Source organism: Sedimentisphaera cyanobacteriorum (assembly GCF_001997385.1).
Taxonomy (GTDB): Bacteria; Planctomycetota; Phycisphaerae; order Sedimentisphaerales; family Sedimentisphaeraceae; genus Sedimentisphaera; species Sedimentisphaera cyanobacteriorum.
This window is the reverse complement of sequence record NZ_CP019633.1, coordinates 784,707-805,076: the sequence shown is the minus strand read 5'-3', so window position 1 is coordinate 805,076 and position 20,370 is coordinate 784,707. Positions and strand designations below refer to the sequence as shown.

At 44.2% G+C, this 20,370-nt stretch carries 16 protein-coding genes and 1 tRNA gene; 11 read left to right on the top strand and 6 right to left on the bottom strand.

The features are described from left to right. Nucleotides 1-31 precede the first annotated feature (31 nt). The 10 genes from pyrF to L21SP3_RS03025 all read left to right on the top strand — a co-directional run bounded on the left by pyrF (nt 32) and on the right by L21SP3_RS03025 (nt 10,016). A complete protein-coding gene (gene pyrF / locus L21SP3_RS03070; protein WP_077539289.1) occupies nt 32-970 on the top strand; it encodes an orotidine-5'-phosphate decarboxylase in 939 nt (312 codons plus the stop codon). A 15-nt stretch (nt 971-985) separates the two neighbouring features. Beyond that, nucleotides 986-2,335 carry a UDP-N-acetylmuramoyl-L-alanine--D-glutamate ligase gene (gene murD, locus L21SP3_RS03065; protein WP_077539288.1) on the top strand — a complete coding sequence of 450 codons (1,350 nt, stop codon included), beginning with the start codon at nt 986-988 and terminating at the stop codon, nt 2,333-2,335. Next, entirely contained in the window at nt 2,328-2,870 is a 543-nt protein-coding gene (locus L21SP3_RS03060) for a cob(I)yrinic acid a,c-diamide adenosyltransferase (protein ID WP_077539287.1), read from the top strand. Before murD ends, L21SP3_RS03060 begins: the two co-directional genes overlap by 8 nt. A 69-nt stretch (nt 2,871-2,939) precedes the next feature. Continuing rightward, nucleotides 2,940-3,143, top strand: coding sequence for an exodeoxyribonuclease VII small subunit (gene xseB, locus L21SP3_RS03055; RefSeq protein WP_077539286.1), 204 nt, complete (start codon nt 2,940-2,942; stop codon nt 3,141-3,143). A 7-nt stretch (nt 3,144-3,150) separates the two neighbouring features. Next, nucleotides 3,151-3,232 (top strand) — tRNA-Leu (locus tag L21SP3_RS03050). A gap of 122 nt (nt 3,233-3,354) precedes the next feature. Beyond that, entirely contained in the window at nt 3,355-4,950 is a 1,596-nt protein-coding gene (locus tag L21SP3_RS03045) for a DUF11 domain-containing protein (RefSeq protein ID WP_077539285.1), read from the top strand. Nucleotides 4,951-5,423: 473 nt separating this feature from the next. Beyond that, nucleotides 5,424-6,653: a [FeFe] hydrogenase H-cluster maturation GTPase HydF gene (gene hydF, locus L21SP3_RS03040; RefSeq protein ID WP_077539284.1), complete on the top strand. Its 1,230-nt coding sequence runs from the start codon at nt 5,424-5,426 to the stop codon at nt 6,651-6,653. A 14-nt stretch (nt 6,654-6,667) separates the two neighbouring features. After that, entirely contained in the window at nt 6,668-7,420 is a 753-nt protein-coding gene (locus L21SP3_RS03035; RefSeq protein ID WP_077539283.1) for an Ada metal-binding domain-containing protein, read from the top strand. 208 nt (nt 7,421-7,628) lie between these two features. Continuing rightward, nucleotides 7,629-8,981: a citrate/2-methylcitrate synthase gene (locus L21SP3_RS03030; protein WP_077539282.1), complete on the top strand. Its 1,353-nt coding sequence runs from the start codon at nt 7,629-7,631 to the stop codon at nt 8,979-8,981. A gap of 81 nt (nt 8,982-9,062) precedes the next feature. Continuing rightward, nucleotides 9,063-10,016, top strand: a complete 954-nt coding sequence (locus L21SP3_RS03025; protein ID WP_077539281.1) for a calcium/sodium antiporter — start codon at nt 9,063-9,065, stop codon at nt 10,014-10,016. Here L21SP3_RS03025 and L21SP3_RS03020 read toward each other — a convergent pair whose 3' ends face one another. The 6 genes from L21SP3_RS03020 to ileS form a co-directional block, all read right to left on the bottom strand. Further along, complete coding sequence (locus L21SP3_RS03020; protein ID WP_077539280.1) at nt 10,017-10,475, bottom strand: TraR/DksA family transcriptional regulator; 459 nt, start codon at nt 10,473-10,475, stop codon at nt 10,017-10,019. It lies immediately after the preceding gene. A gap of 125 nt (nt 10,476-10,600) precedes the next feature. Beyond that, the gene (locus tag L21SP3_RS03015) at nt 10,601-12,700 is read right to left on the bottom strand and encodes a S8 family serine peptidase (protein ID WP_161488073.1); all 2,100 of its coding nucleotides are present in this window, start codon (nt 12,698-12,700) and stop codon (nt 10,601-10,603) included. Between the two features lie 196 nt (nt 12,701-12,896). After that, nucleotides 12,897-14,174, bottom strand: coding sequence for a diaminopimelate decarboxylase (lysA, locus tag L21SP3_RS03010; RefSeq protein WP_077539278.1), 1,278 nt, complete (start codon nt 14,172-14,174; stop codon nt 12,897-12,899). Nucleotides 14,175-14,178: 4 nt separating this feature from the next. After that, complete coding sequence (locus tag L21SP3_RS03005; protein ID WP_227806799.1) at nt 14,179-14,754, bottom strand: RNA recognition motif domain-containing protein; 576 nt, start codon at nt 14,752-14,754, stop codon at nt 14,179-14,181. 38 nt (nt 14,755-14,792) lie between these two features. Continuing rightward, nucleotides 14,793-16,589: a translation elongation factor 4 gene (gene lepA, locus L21SP3_RS03000; RefSeq protein ID WP_077539277.1), complete on the bottom strand. Its 1,797-nt coding sequence runs from the start codon at nt 16,587-16,589 to the stop codon at nt 14,793-14,795. Between the two features lie 20 nt (nt 16,590-16,609). Beyond that, nucleotides 16,610-19,450: an isoleucine--tRNA ligase gene (gene ileS / locus L21SP3_RS02995; RefSeq protein ID WP_077539276.1), complete on the bottom strand. Its 2,841-nt coding sequence runs from the start codon at nt 19,448-19,450 to the stop codon at nt 16,610-16,612. A 173-nt stretch (nt 19,451-19,623) separates the two neighbouring features. Here ileS and kdsB point away from each other — a divergent pair, with 173 nt between their 5' ends. Continuing rightward, nucleotides 19,624-20,355 (top strand): 3-deoxy-manno-octulosonate cytidylyltransferase, encoded by a 732-nt coding sequence (gene kdsB / locus L21SP3_RS02990; RefSeq protein WP_161488072.1) that lies wholly within the window; start codon nt 19,624-19,626, stop codon nt 20,353-20,355. Nucleotides 20,356-20,370 lie beyond the last annotated feature (15 nt).

Genomic DNA, 20,370 nt, shown 5'->3' with positions numbered 1-20,370 from the left:
ATAAAAACAATCTCTTTTAAAGGATAAAAAAATGGCTAAACATTTCGGAGATGCCTTATACAATGCAGTTTTAGACAAAGACAGTATTCTATGCGTAGGCTTAGATCCTGTGTATGGGCGTCTGCCAGAAGACATAAAAAAGCGTTACGGCAATTCTGCAAACAATATTGATTCTGTTATTGATGCAACTATCGAATTCTGCACTCGCACTTTGAAGGTAATTTCTGAACATGTCCCGGCTGTAAAGCTTAATTCGGCATACTTCGAGAAATACTACTGGGACGGAATCGAGGCGTACTACAGCCTTATCACTGAGGCCGAATCGCTCGGCGTGCAGGTGATCGGGGACGTAAAAAGGGGCGATATCGGACATACCTGCACAGCGTATGCCGACGCTCACATCAAGGAGCCCAAATTCAAAAGCCTCAATGTGGTTTCGCCGAATGCCGTAACAATAAACGGTTTTGCAGGCGCTGACGGTATAATTCCCTTTGCAGATGCAGCAAACGATTCTGGCAGCGGGATATTTGTATGGGTTCGTGCGAGCAACCCTTCCGCAGCAAGGCTTCAGGACGCCCTGACAGAAGAGGGCGTACCGTTTTATCAAATACTCTCAGAAATAACAGCAGAAATAGCCGACCAGCCCAAGAGGATTGGCGAATCAGGCTACAGCAATGTGGGCATGGTAATAGGCGGTACAACTCCAGAGCATACAAGCAGCTTAAGGATGAAGTATCCGAATGTATGGTTTCTAGTGCCAGGTTTCGGAAGCCAGGGCGGACAGCCTTCAGACTGCATAAGGTTCTGCAAGCCCGATAAAACAGGCGCACTGATAAACTCATCCCGCGGTATAATCTATGCTTATGAGAAGCCCGAATACAAAGATAAATTCGGAGACGACTGGGAAAGCTGCATAGAGCAGGCAGTTATCGATGCGAACGACTCACTGAATCAGGCAATGCAGTTTTGATATCTTAGCGGGCTGATGTCAGAAAAACTAAGGGATAAAACCGTTTTAGTGATGGGCCTTGGAAAATTCGGCGGCGGGGCGGATGCAGCCCTTTACGCCTCTAAATTTGCCCAAAAGGTAACTGTTACAGACTTGTCGAACAGAGATTCACTGCCTCAGGCAGACGCCCTTGAGGCTAAAGATATTCAGCTTGTGCTGGGTGAACACAGGGAGTCGGATTTTACAGAATGCGATGTACTTATAGTTAATCCAGCTATAGCTGAAGATAACAGGTTTGTGAGAAAAGCTGAAGAAAGCGGTGCATTAGTTACCTCTTCAATAGCCCTATTTTTCCAGCAGTGCAAAGGCAAAATAGTAGGCGTTACAGGCTCAAACGGCAAGAGCACTACAACCTCGCTTATTTACCATCTGCTTTTTTATGCATCAAAACAAAACTGCATTGAAGGCAATGTATTTTTAAGCGGAAATATAGGCAATCTCCCTCTGCTGGAAATATTGGCTCAAATCGGTGAAAATGATATCGCTGTCTTGGAAATTTCCAGCTTTCAGGCAGAGCAGCTCGATAAATTCGGGCTCGGGCCATGGGCAGCAGTTATCACAAATCTTACGCCCAACCATCTCGACAGGCACGGAACTTTCCAGAATTACTGCAATGCCAAGAAGAAGCTTTTCCTCAATCAGCCTGAAGACGGGGTTTCATTCCTGAACAGAGATGATGAGGTCTCTGCAGGCTGGTTTGAGGAATTGAAAAATACAAGGAAGACTGTGCTTTACAGCTCAAAATCATTGCCGGCTGAAATGATTGAAAAATTTAATCTTCCCGGCGAGGCAAATAAATCAAACCTTGCCGCAGCCGCCGCAGCAGCTGAAGAACTTGGAATTGACAGACAGACTTTATCGTTGGCGCTGCCCAGCTTCAAAGCCCTGCCTCACAGACTTCAGCTAACGGCAGAGAAGAACGGTGTGAGATGGTATAATGATTCAATTTCTACTACACCTGAAAGTACAATTGCAGGGGCTGAGGCATTTAGCAATCCCGTTATTCTTATAGCCGGCGGATACGACAAGAAAATCCCTTTCGATAAAATGGCAAGGGTTGTTTCAAAGAGGATTAAATATGCGGTTCTGATCGGGGACACTGCCGAAAAAATTAAAGAGCTTATAGAGAGCTCTCCGAAGAATCAGTGCAGAGTTTATTTAGCCGGCAGCCTTGAAAATGCATGCCTAAAGGCATGGGAAAAGGCTGAGGCAGGGGATAATATACTCCTTTCTCCTGCATGCGCAAGTTATGATATGTTTGAGAGTTTTAAGCAGCGGGGCGAGATATTTACTGAATTGGCGGAAAGGATAACAGGAAATGATTGAAAATGGGTTAGTGCAAATATATACGGGTGAAGGCAAGGGGAAAACTACCGCAGCACTAGGTCTTTCCCTGCGTGCTGCCGGAGATGGAAACAGAGTCCTTTTTGCCCAGTACCTTAAGCCGGAAAATCTCCAGCTCTGCGAAAGGAAAGCCATCGAGCAGAGCAAACTACCTATAGATTTCAAAACTATCGATATAGATTGGAATATGTGGAGCTCTCCGGATAATTCACATGAAAGAAAGAAGGCTGCAGAGTTAATAGAGAAAAGCCTTGCAGATATAGACACGCTCACTTCTGAGGGGGTATATAATGTTGTGGTTCTTGATGAAATTATTTACTGCTTAAATATTGGGCTTGCCTCACTCGGACAGTTGAAAAGGATGATTGATAGAAAAGCAGTGAAGGTAGAAATAGTGCTTACAGGCAGGGGGGCAAAAGACGAAATTATTGAACTGGCCGACCTTGTATCTGATATTGAATGTGTGAAGCACCCTTACAATGAAGGGTTCAGAGCAAGAAAAGGTATTGAATACTGAGACCTAATTTGTAAAATCCTACCTCAATCTGAAAACAGGGTAATATTTGAAACGTTTGAGAGACATAATTTGGCACTCGATCAGGAAAAAATAAATGAGCTCAGCTTTGAAGATTCTATCGAAAAGCTCAGAGAAATAGTATCAGATATCGAAACCGGCAAAGTTGGGCTGGAAGAAAGCCTCAGCCAGTACGAGGCCGGAATGAGCCTTATCAAGCATTGCAGAGAAATACTGCAGAAATGCGAGGATAAGGTGGACAAACTCACCGATTAGACAATATGCGAGCGTGGCGGAATTGGCAGACGCGCCAGATTTAGGTTCTGGTATCTTCGGATGTGGAGGTTCGACTCCTCTCGCTCGCATTTCGTTCAATTATCATCCCATAAAAGTTTTTTGCTTAGTCATTTTTCTTGACTTTAGAGTAAAAGATGATACAATCATTTTTGTAGTTAATCTCTTTTAAATCTTTTGTGTGGGGTGTAAAATGAGTGTTAGAAAAGTTTCATCAATTATCGCAATCATGTCTATGATTCTGCTATTCACAGGCTGCTATAGTTGCGAAAGTTACTACGCAATGCAAGGCAAACAGGTGCAGCCTGGGAGTGAAGGAAAAGCTTTCTGGGATGAGGACTGCAAGGTTGTCAATGAAGAACCTGTGAAACGAGCCCAGCCATCTGAGGATGAAATTACTTACAAACCTGAACCTAAGAAGAAAAAAGAAGTTTCAATAGTTCGAAGACTCATTCAAGTAAATAAAACTATGCCGAAAGAGGTTGTGCTTGGCAAAGAATTCAGCTACACTTTAGATGTTATTAATGAGTCTAACCAAACCCTTTCTGAGGTTATCGTTTATGAGCAGCCTTCTAAGAGTTTTGATTTCATATCCTCAAAACCAAAAGCCCAAAAACATGACGGCAAGTATAAATTTATGCTTGGGCAGATGCAGCCGGATTCTTCGTCCGAGATCGAAATAACAGGTAAAGCGGCGGATATGGAAGCAATCCAGAATTGCACAACTTACTCATATTTGATACCTTCATGCAGCTATACAAGGGTTGTGAATCCTGAGCTGATAGTCGAGCAGGAGCTGCCGGCTGAAGCCATAGTTTGTGATGATATTACAGTTTCATACACCGTAACAAACCCGGGCTCAGGTGTTGCAAAAGATGTTGTGATTAGAGAAAATCTGCCAGCAGGAATGCAGCTTAAAGAGGGCGGTAAACAGGTCAGAATTGATGCAGGCGATCTCGCTGCTGGAGAATCTAAATCATTCAACACAGTCCTTTCCGCAAAAAAGGCAGACACCTACAAAATTACACCAATGGCGATATCAGCTTCTAACCTTGAGGCCTCAGATGAAGATGAGATCTTATTAGTAAAGCCTGAGATTGAGGTGGCCAGCAAATGTGCTGATAAGATTTACCTCGGCCGAAACATCGATTATCACTTTACAATAGAAAATACAGGCGATGGCGCAGCTAAAAATCTCGTAGTAACTGATTCAGTCCCGCAGGGCTGTGAATTCCTCAGCGCATCAAACGGAGGTACATTCCAAGATGGTAAAGTAGTTTGGAATATTCCTCAGCTCGCTGCCGGCAAGAAAATCAATGCTATGATTAAGGTTAAACCCTCTAAGATTGGCAGTTATACAAATAGAGTTGCAGCAAAATCTTACTGCGCATCTATGAATTCTGATAATTGCACAACTAAGGTTCTTGGAATACCAGCAATACTTCTTGAAGTTATTGATGTAACAGACCCAATCGAGGTTGGCGGTCAGGAAACTTATGTAATTACGGCAACTAATCAGGGCACAGCAGTTGGAACAAATATCAAAATCACTTGCAAACTTGAAGATACGCAAAGCTTCATAAGAACAGAAGGGGCAACTGAAGCAATTGTTTCAGGCAGCACAATTGAATTACAGCCACTAGCTAAGCTGGCTCCCAAAAATAAAGCGCAGTGGAAAGTTATTGTTAAGGCAGAAAGTGCTGGAGATGTAAGGTTTAGCGTAAGTATGGTGAGTGATCAGCTCGATCGTGAGGTTATCGAAACTGAATCAACACATCAATACAAATAAGGAAGCTAGTTAAAAACAAAGCACGCCGAGAAGGTTTATTCTCGGCGTGCTTTGTTTTAGATGTTTTAGAAAACTCAGATTGAGTAAACTGTTTTAAAAATAAATTGGTATTCAAAACGCTCTATCCATCCAGAAGGCGCAGTGAATAATACCATAAGAAGCATTACCAGAATTGTTAAAGAAAGGGACGGCTTCTTTCGCTGAATATGAAATTTTGGTTTCGCATTGTTAAGTTCCTTTCTAAATATTTGAGTTGGTTTATATTATTCAGGAACCGTCTAATTTAAAGTGTTCAATTCTATGGGAGAGCTACATTTTCAATCTGCGGGGTAGTCAAATCATATTTTAACTTATTTTTCTCCAGCCTTTTCAATGCAACAGAACATAAATTATCATTACTTTATTAAAATCTTTTGCACGTCCCCCTATCTGCGATTATAATCAGTATTCAGCAAATAAGCGGAGTAACTTTTATGCAGAAAACACCAAAATCACTGCGGCTTCATATAGGAATCTTCGGCAAACGCAATGCCGGCAAGAGTTCTATCCTGAATTCACTCACCGGCCAGTCATCTTCAATTGTTTCCAGTTATGCAGGAACCACCACAGACCCCGTTGAAAAGCCGATGGAGCTTCTGCCTATCGGTCCCGTTCTTTTTATTGACACCGCCGGCATAGATGATATCGGAGCTCTTGGCGGCAAGCGCATTGAGAGAACACGACAGGTTATAAAACGCACGGATTTAGCCGTTATTGTAATTGAGCCGGGAAATTTAACCGAATTTGAGCTCGACCTTATAGAAGAATTCAACTGTTTGAGTGTACCGTTCATCTTGGCAGTTAATAAGACCGATACAAAGAATATATACGATTCTTCTTTGGAAACATTAAGGCAGAAGACCTCAAATATAATTTTGTGCTCAGCTCAAACCGGGGACGGCATAACTGAGCTGCGAAAAATGCTGATTAAAACCGCCCCGCCGGATTTTCTGGAGAGCCCTGCTATATTGAGCGATCTTGTAGGTCCTGGCGGAATAGCTGTTTTGGTTGTCCCGATTGATAAAGAAGCCCCCAAAGGCCGGCTCATTATGCCGCAGGTTCAAAGCATCCGCGACCTGCTCGACGGGGATGCCTCAGCTCTTGTCTGCAAAGACAGGGAGCTTTTGAGCACTCTGGATATGCTCAGAGATAAGCCTGATCTGGTAGTTACAGATTCTCAGGCATTTCTTAAGGTGGCAGCGGACACCCCTTTGGACGTGCCGATGACAAGCTTCAGCATTCTCTTCGCACGATTTAAGGGAGATCTGGTTGAAATGACAAAGGGGGCTATGGAAATAGAAAATCTGGAGCCCACCGACAAAATAATGGTCTGCGAATCCTGCACACATCACCCGATTACCGACGATATTGGCACGGTAAAGATCCCCCGCTGGCTGCATCAGTTTGTGGGCGGAAAGCTCCAGATTGATCACTGGCGCGGTCACGACTGGCCGGATAATCTTAAGGAATACAAGCTTATTATTCACTGCGGAGGCTGCATGTGGAATAAAAGAGAAATGCTTTCACGAATTATGACTGCCAGAGAGGCTGGGGTGCCAATTACAAATTACGGTCTGACCATCGCTTATACGCTTGGAATATTTGAAAGGTCTTTGAAACCGTTCCCGTCTGCCTGGGAGGTTTACAATAAATACAAAAATTGATTCAGGAGGCAAATATGAAATTTCATTGTGTTTTGCTGCTGGTGCTTATCAGTTTTTCTGCGGGCAAGCCCGCTTACAATGCAGATTACAAAGGCTCTAACGGCGATCTCTCAGTAAAGATGAATATCACAGGGTGGCCAGCTGTTGTGGGCAAAAATTTGAAAGTTATTGTTAAGGCTGTTTCAATGCCCCCTGCTGTTGACGATAAAGAGGATTTAAGATTTTATTCCTCAAGGCTAAAACGTTTTCTGGACAAATCCTTCAATGATGCAGAAAAAATCTCTCTGCATTCGATAGAGCGGGCTGAAGATGAATTTGCAGTTAAAGCAGATATAAGGCTTGAAGGAAGATCTCTTTCAAGAATCCTTTTGAGAGAAGGGTTTGCAGTTAAGAAAGTTTTGAAAAAGGAATCAGATAAGCAACCTGAAAAAGAGGCTGAAATTGAACAAAACCGCCCTTCCAATGCTCAAAAAATTGCCAATAATTGCGAATTAACCCCAAAAAAGGAAAAAGAATCTGACAGTACATCTATAAAAGACCAAAACTTTCAAGAAACTGCAAAAGCCGGTAAGAAGAAGTTATGCGCTTCTAAAAACAGCCGAACCTTCCACAAAACAAGCTGTTTTTTCGTAGAAAGGATCCTTGAAGAGAATATTGTTTATTTCGACTCTTTTCAGGATGCTGTTAAATCCGGACGAAAACCCTGCCAGTCTTGCAAACCTGCTCCGAGAAAAGGTAATAAAGAAGAATCTCAAGAAAACAAATAGAATGAGAAATTTTTGATTTGAAATATTTCACCTTAAGATTAGAATATCTAAGGTTTAAATATGCGCTTTTACTGAGAATAGGCGTTTGCTTTTCTCTAAGCAGGCTTTTCACGGGGAATTAGTGTGAACATGTTTTGTCTAAGAGACTGAAGATGGCAGTGCTGCGCATATTTCCTTAATATAACGATAAGCATTTAGCGAGGTAAGAATGGATTATGAATTTGAAAAACAGTTCCTTGACAAGAATGCGAAATACGCAAAGTCTGCAAACAAAATAGACCTGAAACATTATGAGAACTATAACGTAAAGCGGGGTCTGCGAAATTCCGACGGGACAGGCGTTTTAGTCGGTCTTACCGAGATAGGCGATGTTCACGGCTATATCGTTGACGAAAAGGAAAAAGTTCCTGTTGAAGGTTCTTTGAAGTACCGTGGTATAGATCTTCTCGACCTTTGCAGCGGCTTCCTTAAGGAAAAAAGGTTTGGATTTGAAGAAACAGTTTATCTTCTGCTTTTCGGCAAACTCCCCGACAAAGATAACTTGAGCAATTTCAAGCAGATTATGTCTTCCTACAGGGATCTGCCGAGCGAGTACAAAGAGATAAGTATGAAGGCGCCGAGCCGAAATATTATGAATAAACTCGCACGCAGCGTGCTTTTTGCTTATTCCTACGACAGAAATCCCGAAGGAAGAACGTTAAAAACAATCCTTCGTCAATGCATTGAGCTTGTTGCAAAATTCCCTGTAATGATTGCATACGGTTATCAAGCCAAAATTCATAATTTTGATAATCAGAGCCTCGTTATTCACCGCCCGGACGAAAATATGGGCACTGCTGAAAACTTCCTGAGGCTTATAAGGCCGGACGGTGCCTTTTCGGAGGTTGAGGCTGAAATCCTCGATCTGGCTCTTGTTGTACACGCTGAGCATGGCGGCGGAAACAATTCATCTTTTACAACCCACGTGGTTATGAGCTCTGATACCGATATATATTCAGCAATTGCAGCAGCAATCGGTTCGCTGAAAGGCCTCAAGCACGGAGGGGCAAATATCCGTGTAATTGAAATGATGGAAGACATTTCCAGAAACGTAAGCAATTGGACTGATGAAAAGGAAATTGAGGAATATCTTGCACGAATAATACGCAAGCAGGCATTCGACAGAACCGGCCTTGTGTATGGTATGGGACACGCAGTATATACTAAATCCGACCCGAGAGCCGAAATCTTCAAAAAGAAGGTGGAAGAGCTCGTATCGGAAAAAGGCTACGAAAGAGAATTCGAGCTGTATAAAAATGTTGAGAAGATCACGCCGCAGGTATTTGCGGATGTAAAGAAAAGCGATAAAGTCATAAGCGCTAATGTCGATTTCTATTCAGGCTTCGTTTACAAGATTCTCGGAATACCTACAGACCTTTACACGCCGATGTTCGCTATGGCCAGAATTGCCGGCTGGAGCGCTCACGCACTCGAAGAAATTGCAAGCGGCGGGAGAATTATAAGGCCGGCATACAAGAGCGTGGCTAAAAGAAAACCATACATACCTTTGGATGAACGTTAAAAACAACAATTCACTATAATATTTTTACAGGGCAGGTGCATTATTGTGCTGCCCTGTTTATTTTTCAGACAGGGAGTTTGATTGGATCTTAACATCATAACGGCTGTTCTTGCGAATATTGCCGGCGTTTATATGCTCTGCAAAGGGGCTGATATGCTCGTTGAAAGCTCTGTGTCTCTTGCAAAAAAGGCAGGCGTGAGCACTTTTGTAGTAGGCCTTACAGTGGTTTCCATCGGGACAAGCGCTCCTGAAGCTGCCTCAAGCACAGCTGCTGCAATGAAAGGCGCAGGCTCAGCAGCTTTGGGGAATATCTTTGGTTCAAACATTGCAAATATCGCATTGATAGGCGGAATCAGCTCGATTATAAAGCCGATGGCGGTGAGCAGGCGGGTAAGCAGGATCGAAATGCCCGCAATGAATATTATCGTACTTCTTATGCTGGCATTCCTTTGGAACTGCTATATCAGCAGAATCGAAGGCCTCTTAATGCTGGCAGCGTTTATAATTCTGCTGTATCTTGTGATATATGAGGCCAGGAAGGGGATAAAAATTGCAGCTTTAGAGCCTGTGCCTGAAACACAAATGCCTCTTCGCAAAAGCGTTGTTTTTCTTGTGATCGGTTTGTTATTTCTGATTGCAGGGGCAAAGCTCGCGCTCGAAGGCGCTGTATATATTGGCAGGGTTATAGGCATAAGCGAGGCTGTAATCGGATTGATAGTTCTTGCTATAGGAACAAGCCTTCCAGAATTAATCACTTGCGTAACAGCAGCACTTAAAGGCCATGAAAACATATCTGTGGGCAATCTGATAGGCTCTAATATTTTCAACGCCCTTTTGGTTACAGGAACTGCCTCTACAATCAGCCCGTTCAGCTTTGAAGCAAGGCTCAAAGGAGCAGACTACCTGCTGGTTCTTGCTACTGGAATAATCTTCCAGATCTTTGCCGCCCGAGGCGGTAAAATATCAAGAGGCAACGGGGCATTTCTGCTGCTCATATATATAGGCTATACAGCATACTGTTTTATATACGGCTGATTATGCCAGATACTGCTGATAATCTTCTAAATTGATCTTTTGGCCTTCTCTAACCAGATCCTTCTCAAGGAGTCTCGCGTATGCAATGCAGTATCTCGCCCAAGGCTTTGCCTCAAGCCGTTTTTTGTTGATTGCTTCTCCGGTTGCTTCGCAGAGACCGTAAGTGCCTTTTTCAAACTTCTTCAAAGCGTGCGTGATTTCTGAGAGAGTTTCACGTTCACTTTTCATCAAATTCAGTGCGAAATCTTGAGAATAATTGTCGCTTCCCAGATCAGCCATATGTATCGGCATACTCGAGAGGTCTCCATTAGACTCTCCCATTGTGTTTTTTAAGGTATCATTTTCTATCTGGGTGAAATCACCAAGTATTTCCGCCCTTCTCTTGAGCAGCAGATACTTAAACTGATTCAATTCCTTACTTGTAAGGTGCTTAGGTTTCTTTGATCTTTTTTGAGCCATACTCTTGACTACCTTAATTGCTGTTTTTAATATCTTTCTGAAAGCGTTTAGAATTTTAGAGAATAATATTTTATGTTCAACAGCAAATTGCTAATTATCCAAACATTTAAATTTTCTTAAAAAAATTATATTCCCCAAAGCTGGACTAAGTGTTTAAAGTCTATATAGTCAATAAAACCGCTTTCATCTATATCTGTCTTCACACAGTCCCCTTCAGGACTCTGCAGCCAGCACGAGGCAAAGATCGATAAATCAGTCTGATTGACCGCCCCGTCAGTGTTAAAGTCGGGCGTAAGTTTATAAAAACCGAAATCTAAATCTGTTTTGGCCTCCCCTGCTTCGAGAGTAACGTAATTTTTGTGAACATCCGATATCTCAATTAATGCGTTTGAAAGATCGTATGCATTTACCCTTTTATAGTTTTCATAAGTATGATCAACGTTATCGTTTTCGTCGTCTCCATCGTAAATGTCTGCTGCTGCTGCTTTTATCAAATCTTTCATTTCCGCAAAGCTGAGCCTTCTTTGAAGGATGTCCTCAGAGATCTGCTGGGCAATAATGCTCACCCCTGCCAGAACCGGAGAGGCCTGAGAAGTGCCGCTCATCGTTGAAATAGAACCCAGGCCCGCGGCTGTAATCTGAGCGCCCGGAGCCATAATACACGATATATCCGAATGCCTGAGTGTGAAGGGCGTTATCCTGTCTGAATCTGAGGAAAATGCCGTTGCCCCGCCGGAATAGGACATATAACCAATATCATCATCAAAAACCGCCCCTACCGATATTGTATTGAGATCAGAGCCCGGATAAGAACAGCCCTCAGCAGGATTGAAATCCATATAGCTGTTCCCGGCAGAGCAAAACGTGGGTATGTCCATCTCAACAAGAGCTGCTAACTCATCGTTCAGGCCGTATCCGGGAGTAAAGGTCGCGTCATTTTCACCGTCTCCGAGAGAGATATTAACGGTCGCTATGTTATAGGCATCTGCATTATCCACAACCCACTGAAGAGCATTTTCTACGTATCCGAAGGTGGCATTGCCTTCATCATCAAAAACTTTCAGTGCAATTATATCCGCATCAGGTGCAATTCCCGGGTAAGTGTCGTCTTCGCTGGCTATAATGCTGGCAACGTGTGTGCCGTGGCCGTCGTAATCAGCGGCGCTGCTGTCGTTTTCTGCAAAATCGTACTGATATACGATTTTGTCTGCTACGCCGTCATTGTCCAAATCCGGCCCGAAAAAGCTGTGGTCAACATCAACGCCCGTGTCTATAACAGCTGCTGCATAGCCCTGACCACTGTAGCCCGCAAATGTGTAATCGTTACGGAAATCGCTGATTCCAATCAAATCGTTAGCTTCAATCATATTAGGCCTGATTTCGCTGTCAGTTTGCCCCATTTTGAATAAGGGGGCGTTTGAGCCTTGGGTAGTATAATTGTCAGGCTGGCTCTCAGCAGTGCTCATTTTCTGGGGCTCAGGGGCGCTTAGCTGATAAGGATAGGTCTGTACCCACCCAGACTGTGAAACAGCACAAACTAAATGGCTGCCTGCCTTTAGGCCTGTTAGGGTGTAATTCCCGTTTGAATCTGTAATATCGTTTGGTTCGCTGGAGTCAAAAGCTCCGTTGAAATTCGTATCTGAATACACTGTCCAGCCCTCAGGACCAATTTCGCCTGCATCCTTACTGGAATTAAAATTCAAATCACCGAAAATTCTGCCGGAAATAGAGCTGTAACCAGCCTCTCCCACTGTTATTATACGTTCAAAGTAATTATTGGACTCATCGCTTTCCTGAACATCATCATAGTAATCAATCTCTACTGAAATAGTATAAGCTCCGGGCTGAAGGTTTCCTAGATACTTATCGCTGCTGAAGCTGAAGGTTTCATCGGAGAAAAATGGCCATAAATCCAGATTGTAAATCCAGCTGTCCGTCTGCGGGCCGTCCAATTCTATTCGGATATAGAAATCGCCTGCAATAGAATTGCCGATATTTTCAACCGCTATGTTGTAATAGAGGTCGCTGCCGCTAATGTAGAATGGACTGGAATTATGGTCTTCATAATCGGAAAGCTGCTGATAACCTACGGGAATCTCTTCAAGCCAGTCGTTAGGAACTGTGGGGGCAAGGTCGGGGGTTCCCGCATAAGAAAAACCAGCTGATAATGCTCCCGAAGCAAAAATTATCAGAAGGTATAAAATTTTCAGCGCTGAATTCGTCATAGCGAACCCCCCTTTCATTATAAGACCGCTTCTCGGTCGAATTGTCAAACTTGAGAAATTCTTATATGTATTTCAATCTTTGAAAAAACTGATTCTTAAACAGTAAATTAGTCAAAAAGTTTAATCTCGTTTTTATACTGTCATTGAACAATTTTGTTCTTAATGTGAAAAATCAGTGTTTCAAAAACGCTCTGATTTACTGTTCAAGGCTAATCAGGTCATCGTAAGTTTGACGCTTTCTGATTATCGTGTAATCATCGCCGTCCACAAGAACCTCCGGAAGCATTGGGCGAGAATTGTAATTGCTTGCCATGGTAAATCCATAAGCACCCGCCGTGAAAAGCCCGATCACATCGCCTCTCTTGAGGGGAGGCAAGAGTCTTTCTTTGGCAAGGAAATCGCTTCCCTCGCATATCGGGCCTACAACATCATACTTTTCAAGACCTTCCATTTGCATATTCTCGTTTCTGTGCTTCGGCACGAAACTGGCATCTGTTTTCACAGGCCAGATAAAATGGAATGCGTCGTACAATGACGGCCTAATCATATCATTCATAGCGGCATCAACTATCGCAAACTTTTTGCTGCCGCCCTGCTTAACATACTGAACCTCAGAGAGCAGTATCCCTGCATTGGCGGCAATGCTCTTGCCCGGTTCAAGGATTAATTTCAAGTTTTTGTCCTTCAGCAGAGGTACAATCGCCTCGGCATACTGCTTTGCTGAAGGGCCGTATCCGGTAACGTAGTCTGCGCCGTACCCGCCGCCAATATCGAGAGCTTCAATCTCATAACCCTTGCTGCGAAGAGTGTCTATAAGACCTAAGATTTTTTCTATTGCTTCAACATAAGGGTCAACGGTGTTCCCGCCTGAGCCAAGGTGAATATGTATAGCCCGAAGCTTAACGCTTGGATTTCCGGAGTAGGTATCGAAAACCTTTTCAGCTCTTTCTATATCAACTCCGAATTTGCTTTCTTTCTTGCCTGTAGTGATGTAGGCGTGGGTTTTAGGGTCCACATCGGGATTTACCCTTAAAGCAGCTTTGGCTGAGCAGCCCTTCTCAGAGCTGAGCCTGATCAGGTTTTCAAGTTCCTGTTCGCTTTCAATGTTAAAATATTCTATTCCGGCATCAAGCGCCTGCTTGATCTCTTCGTCGGTCTTTCCGACGCCGGCATAGACAATTTTCTTCATATCAGCTCCGGCCTTAACCGCTCTGAAGAGCTCGCCTCCGCTTACGATATCAAAGCCCGAGCCGCTATCACTTAAAAATTTTAGTATGTTTATATTGCTGCAGGCCTTTATTGAATAGCATACAGTCGTGTCGAGCTGAGCATAGGCGTTCTGTATTTTGTGCAGGTGGTCAAGGAAAGTGTTCTTGCTGTACACGTAACAGGCCGTGCCCACTTCTTCGATAATCTTTAAAGCAGGGAGCTGCTCTATATGCAGCTCCCCGTTTTTATAATTGAATCTGTCCATAAAATCAGCTTTTTTTAGTGTAATTTTTGTTTTTCGGTCTGCGGCTTTTAGCCACTGTTACATTAATAGCCTTGCCTGAAAGATCAGTTCCGTTTACTCCTTCAATAGCCTTGCCAGCTTCTGCAGGTTTAGACATCTCAATAAACCCGTAACCTTTGGAATCGCCTGTCTCTTTATCAGCAATAATCCTTACCGAATTCACCTCGCCGTACTTGGAGAATATCTCTCTGAGATGAGTTTCGAAAACATCAGAGGCAAGATTCCTTACGTGAATAGTTACTGGCCCTTCTTTCGGGAGCCTTGGTGCAGAAGGCTTTGACTTTTTGGTGTTCTTGCTGGTTTTAGTCTGTTTTGATCTTTTATTATATTTTGAAGACTGATAAGAACTCTTAGCCTCGCTGAGCCCAAGCACTGCTGTAGCATAAACCATAAATAAGGTTACAGCACCGTGAAATGCAATCTGATGAGCAACTTCTTTTTCGCTTGCACCAGATTCCATTGCAAAAGCAATGCCTGCTCCAAAAAGCACTATTAACACTAATGTAACAACCGGCCACATGGCCTTAAGATTCTTTAACATATTATCTCCTGATAATTAAACTACATTTACAGAGGGCATTATTCACCTGATTTGAGGACGCTCTTAAACGCCTCTTGCGGGATTTGTACCGATGCAACACTCTTCATACGCTTTTTGCCCTCTTTCTGCTTTTTTAATACCTTCATTTTGCGGGTAATATCCCCGCCGTAAAGCTTAGAGGTTACATCTTTTCTGTATGCCTTGATTGTTTCCCTAGCGATTACTTTACCCCCTACAGCCACCTGAAGGGGAACTTCAAACTGCTGTCTGGGAATTGCCTGACGCAGGCGAGTTATCATTTTCCGGCCTCTTGTCTCAGCAGAATCCCTGTGCACTATAGTTGACAAAGCATCTACTTCAACCTTATTAACCAGAATATCGATTTTTACAAGGTCGCTTTTCTCAAATCCTAAAAGCTCATAATCCATCGTTGCGTAGCCTCTGGTAGCGCCTTTCAGGATATCGTAAAAATCGTAAACAATCTCGGCAAGCGGGGCCTTAAACTGCATCATTACGCGGTTGCTTCCAAGGTATTCAGTTTTACCAACTACGCACCTTCGCTGCTCGGCAAGCTGCATAACAGTACCGATATAGTCTTTGGGCATAATGATTTCAAGCTTAACAAAAGGCTCCCTGAACTCTTCGATTTCGCTCTTCTCTGGAAGCTGAGAAGGCGAATCGACCTTGAAAATTTCTCCCGAAGTGCTGAGCACTTCATAGCTCACACTGGGCGAGGTCTGGATAACTTCAATATCGTTTTCTCTCTCGAGACGTTCCTGCACAATTTCCATATGCAGAAGTCCGAGAAAACCGCACCTGAATCCAAAACCCAGTGCCGGGGAATTCTGCGGGAAAAACGTAAAGCTTGAGTCATTAAGAGCAAGCCTTTCGAATGCGGCCTTCATCTTCGGATAATCACTGCTCTGAGCGGGATAGAAATCCGAGAAAACCATCTGCATTGGAGGCTCATAACCCGGAAGAGGCTCCTCAGCAGGCTCATCAAGGCTGGTAATAGTATCGCCGACGCGTACATCCGAGAGGCTCTTTATGTTGGCAATCATATAACCAACCTCACCGCAGCCCAGCTCCTTGCGTTTATCCATCTTCGGTGTAAATTTGCCAAGCTCGGTTACCGTGTAGCTATGTCCGCAGCTCATAAATGATATTTTCTGCCCCTCTTTAATAGAGCCGGAAACAACCCTCAAGTAGCAGATTACTCCGCGGTACTCATCAAAATGGCTGTCAAAAACCATGGCCTGAAGCTTATCATTTATGTGGTCTTCCGGTGCGGGCAGCCTTTCTATTATTGCCCCTATCAAATCGTCCACTCCCTTGCCGGATTTTGCGCTTACATAGATGCATTCTTCCTGCCCAATCCCAAGAATGTTCCCAAGCTCTTCAATCACCGTTTCGGGCATTGCAGCAGGAAGGTCAATCTTGTTCAACACAGGAATTATCTCGAGGTCTTCATTAATCGCAAGATAAGCATTGGCAACTGTCTGAGCTTCAACGCCTTGAGCAGAATCAACAACAAGAAGTGCCCCCTCGCAGGCGGTAAGAGCACGAGAGACCTCATAGCTGAAATCCACATGCCCGGGCGTGTCAATGAGGTTGAGCATATATTTCTCGCCCTTGTAATTGACATACATGGTAACAGCGGAGGCCTTGATAGTAATACCGCGCTCCCTTTCAAGATCCATACTGTCAAGCAGCTGGTTATGAAATTCCCTTTCAGTAACCGCCCCTGCATGTAGCATAATCCTGTCTGCGATTGTACTCTTGCCGTGGTCTATGTGTGCTACTATGGAAAAATTTCGTATATTTGCTAAATTCATTTATTCCCTTAAAGGAGTTCTCAAACAGCAGAGGTCTGCTTAACCGCTTCGGCGCACCTTTTGCACAAATCGGGATTTTCTGCATCTTCACCCACTGAAGCGAAGTAGTTCCAGCACCTCTGGCATTTGTCATTTGCGGACTTGCAGGCTGAAATCTCAAGGTTCTCTGCACGTTCTATTTTTGCTTCACTTATTATGCAGAGCTCTGCAAAATTATCTGCCCCGAACTGCTCAAGCAAATCAGCAGTACTCTCATCTGCCTTTACAGCGACACTTGCCTGCTGGTTTGAACCGATAGTCTGGTTCTGCCTGAGCTCTTCAAGCTTTCTGAGAACTTCATCACGTATTTCAAAAATCGTTTTCCATTTTTCTTGGTCTGCTGAATCCAAAACCTGCTGATCAGCATCATTTATTAGAGAAAGATGTACGCTTTCGCAGTTTTCATCCTTCTGTTCAAGCGATGCCCATGCCTCTTCAGCGGTATGCACCATTATTGGGGCAGCAAGCTTTATCAAACCGTTTAGTATTTTCCAGAGCACAGTCTGGCAGCTCTTTCTTGAAGGGCTCTCAGGCAGCTCGCAATACAGACGGTCTTTTACAACGTCCATATAGATGTTGCTCATTTCTACTGTGCAGAAATTGTATACGCCGGCGAATACCTTATGGAAAACGAAATTGTCATAATCGTTGATAACGTTTTTGACCATAAAGTTGTAGCGGTAAAGAGCCCATTGGTCTATTGGCTCCATATCCTCAAAAGCAGTCGCCTCTTCCGGCGTGAAATCCTTTATATTGCTCAGTATATACCTTATGGTATTGCGGATTTTCCGATAAGAATCCCTCATCCTGCCGATAAGCTCATCACTGCAGCGCATATCTTCCTGATAATTCACACTGGAAACCCAGAGCCTGAGGATGTCCGAGCCGTACTTTTCGATCTCCTCCATTGCATTTACATAATTGCCCAAAGACTTGCTCTGCTTGTGGCCTTCAGCATCTACTGTAAATCCGTGAGTCAGAACGTTTTTGAAAGGCGCTCTGTGCATTGCTCCTAGTGCAGGGAGAAGTGAAAGCTGGAACCAGCCTCTGTGCTGGTCGCTGCCTTCAAGATACAAATCAACGGGCAGATCCCAACCCCTGTTTGCTGCCACGCTGTGCCAGCTGCAGCCGGACTCAAACCATACATCAAAAATATTTTCTTCCTTTTCCAGATCATCGAAGCTGAATCCCTCAGGCAAATCAAAATCTTCGCCGAGTATCTCCTTAGGGGAATCGGTAAACCAGCTGTCTGAGCCTTTTCTTCCGATATGCTCAGCAGCGGCTGCAACAGATTCGGGCGTAAGCAGGCTCCTGCCTTCTGAGTTTACGAAAACCGGTATCGGCAGCCCCCAGCTTCTCTGCCTGCTGAGGCACCAGTCCGGCCTTGATTCAAGCATTCCGGCAATCCGCTTCTTGCCCCAGCCGGGTATCCAGCGAACCTCATCGGTACTGGCGACGGCCATTTCACGAAGGGTCTTTCCTGTGTCTTCGAGCTTTATGTCAACGCCTGCAAACCACTGCTCTGTGGCGCGGAAGATAACGGGCATCCGGCTCCTCCAGCAGTGAGGGTAGCTGTGGAGCAGGTCTTTTCTTGCGAAAAGAAGGCCTTTTGCCGAGAGCCTTTCAATAACTTCTTCATCCACCTTCAGCACATTCTTGCCCGCGAGGAAATCCGGAACAGTATCATCATAGGTGCCGTTTTCATCTACGGGAGAGTAAATTTCCAGCCCGTTTTTAACGCCGGTCATATAGTCTTCAGTTCCGTGTCCAGGGGCTGTATGCACAAGGCCAGTACCGTCTTCAGTGGTAACGTAATCGGCCTGAACGACAAAATACGCATCTGATTCAGTAGGCTTCTCAGTGATAAAGGGGTGGGAGTATCTCAGCCCTTCCAGCTCTGCGCCCTTAACTCTCGCCTCAGAAACGGCGTATTCTGATATTCCTGCTGCCTGAACTGCTGCTTCAATCCGCTCAGTGCATACAAGCGATGCATATTTCTTGCCGTTTTTCTGATATTTGACAGAGGCATATTCAAGCCCCGGATGAACTGCTACAGCCAGATTAGCGCAGAGTGTCCAGGGGGTGGTTGTCCAGATCATAAAGCAGGCGGTTTCGCCCTGTTCTGCCAGGCCGAGGTTGATGAGCTTTTCGGCCGCCTCTCTTTCTGCGGGAAAGTTTACGTAAATACTTGGGGAAGTGATGTCCTTATATTCAAGCTCAGCATCTGCAAGCGCAGTCTGACAGCCTACAGACCAGTGTATGGGCTTGAGCTGCTTGTAAACAAGCCCCTGCTCTACAAGCTTGCCGAAAACCTCAAGGATACCCTTCTCGTAAGCGGGCACCATTGTGAGATACGGGTCCTCATAATTGCCGAAAACACCCAGAGATGCAAACTGCCTGCTCTGAAGCTTAACGTATTTGCTCGCGTACTTCTTGCAGCGTTTGCGTATCTCAAGCTTTTCCATATCCGCTGCTTCATCTCCGAGCTCGGTCATCACTTTAGCTTCAATCGGGAGCCCGTGGCAGTCCCAGCCCGGAACGTAAGGGGCATCAAAGCCTCGCATGGTTTTGTATTTTACAACTACATCCTTGAGCACCTTATTGATAACGTGTCCCATATGGATATCTCCATTGGCATAAGGAGGCCCGTCATGGAGGATGTAAGGTTTGCTGTTCTTTCTGGCTTCTCTTATCTTCTGATATATCTTTTCCTTTGCCCACTGTTTGCGCATTTGAGGCTCGCGCTGGGTTAGGTTAGCCTTCATTGCAAAAGACGTTTTAGGGAGATTCAGCGTTTTTTTATAATTTTTATTTTCCGACATTTCTACTGTTCCGTTTATCTGTTAATATATAGAACGCTAATCATAATGTTTACTGAGTTAATGTCAAGATACGCTGTCGTGTATTTTAATATTGACTTATCAAACGTTTTTCAATAAATTATTAAGGCAGTGAGTTTTAGAAAATAATAAAAAACTAACTGCGAGGAACCGACTTGAATACCGTTATAATAATACCCGCCAGATACGATTCAACCCGTTTCAAAGGTAAGATTCTCGCCTCGGAATCTGGTAAATATCTCGTGCAGCACACTTATGAAACCGCTGCAAAGGCCGATTCGGCAGAAAAAATCGTAATAGCTGTTGACAGTGAAATGGTGCAGCAGGCCTGCGAAAGCTTTGGTGCTGAATGCGTCCTTACAGACCCGGACCTCAAAAGCGGGACAGACAGGGTTGCCAAGGCAGCAGAGCAAATTGACTGCGATATTATTGTTAATGTGCAGGCAGACGAGCCTGAAATAGACCCGAAAAATATCGACCAGCTTGCAAATCTGCTTAAAAATAACGAACAAGCCGATATGGCTACGCTCGTTACGCCTGTCAGGGACCGAAGCGAGGTCGAAAATCCCAACGCCGTTAAAGCAGTTGTTGCCAAGAACGGATACGCTATTTACTTTACCAGACAGCCGGTGCCCTACTCTCGGAAAGACGGGAAACCTAATGTGAGCCTTATGAAACGCCATTTAGGGGTTTATGCTTACAGAAAAGACTTCCTTATGAAAATTACTCAAATGCCTCGTACACCTCTTGAGATAAGCGAATCGCTCGAACAGCTTCGGGCTCTGGAAAACGGGTTCAGGATTATAGCAGAGGAAATTCCAGAGGCGCATGAAGGAATAGACACGGAAAAGCAGTATATGGCTTTTGTTGAAAGAACACTTAAATAAATTATTTATACGGCG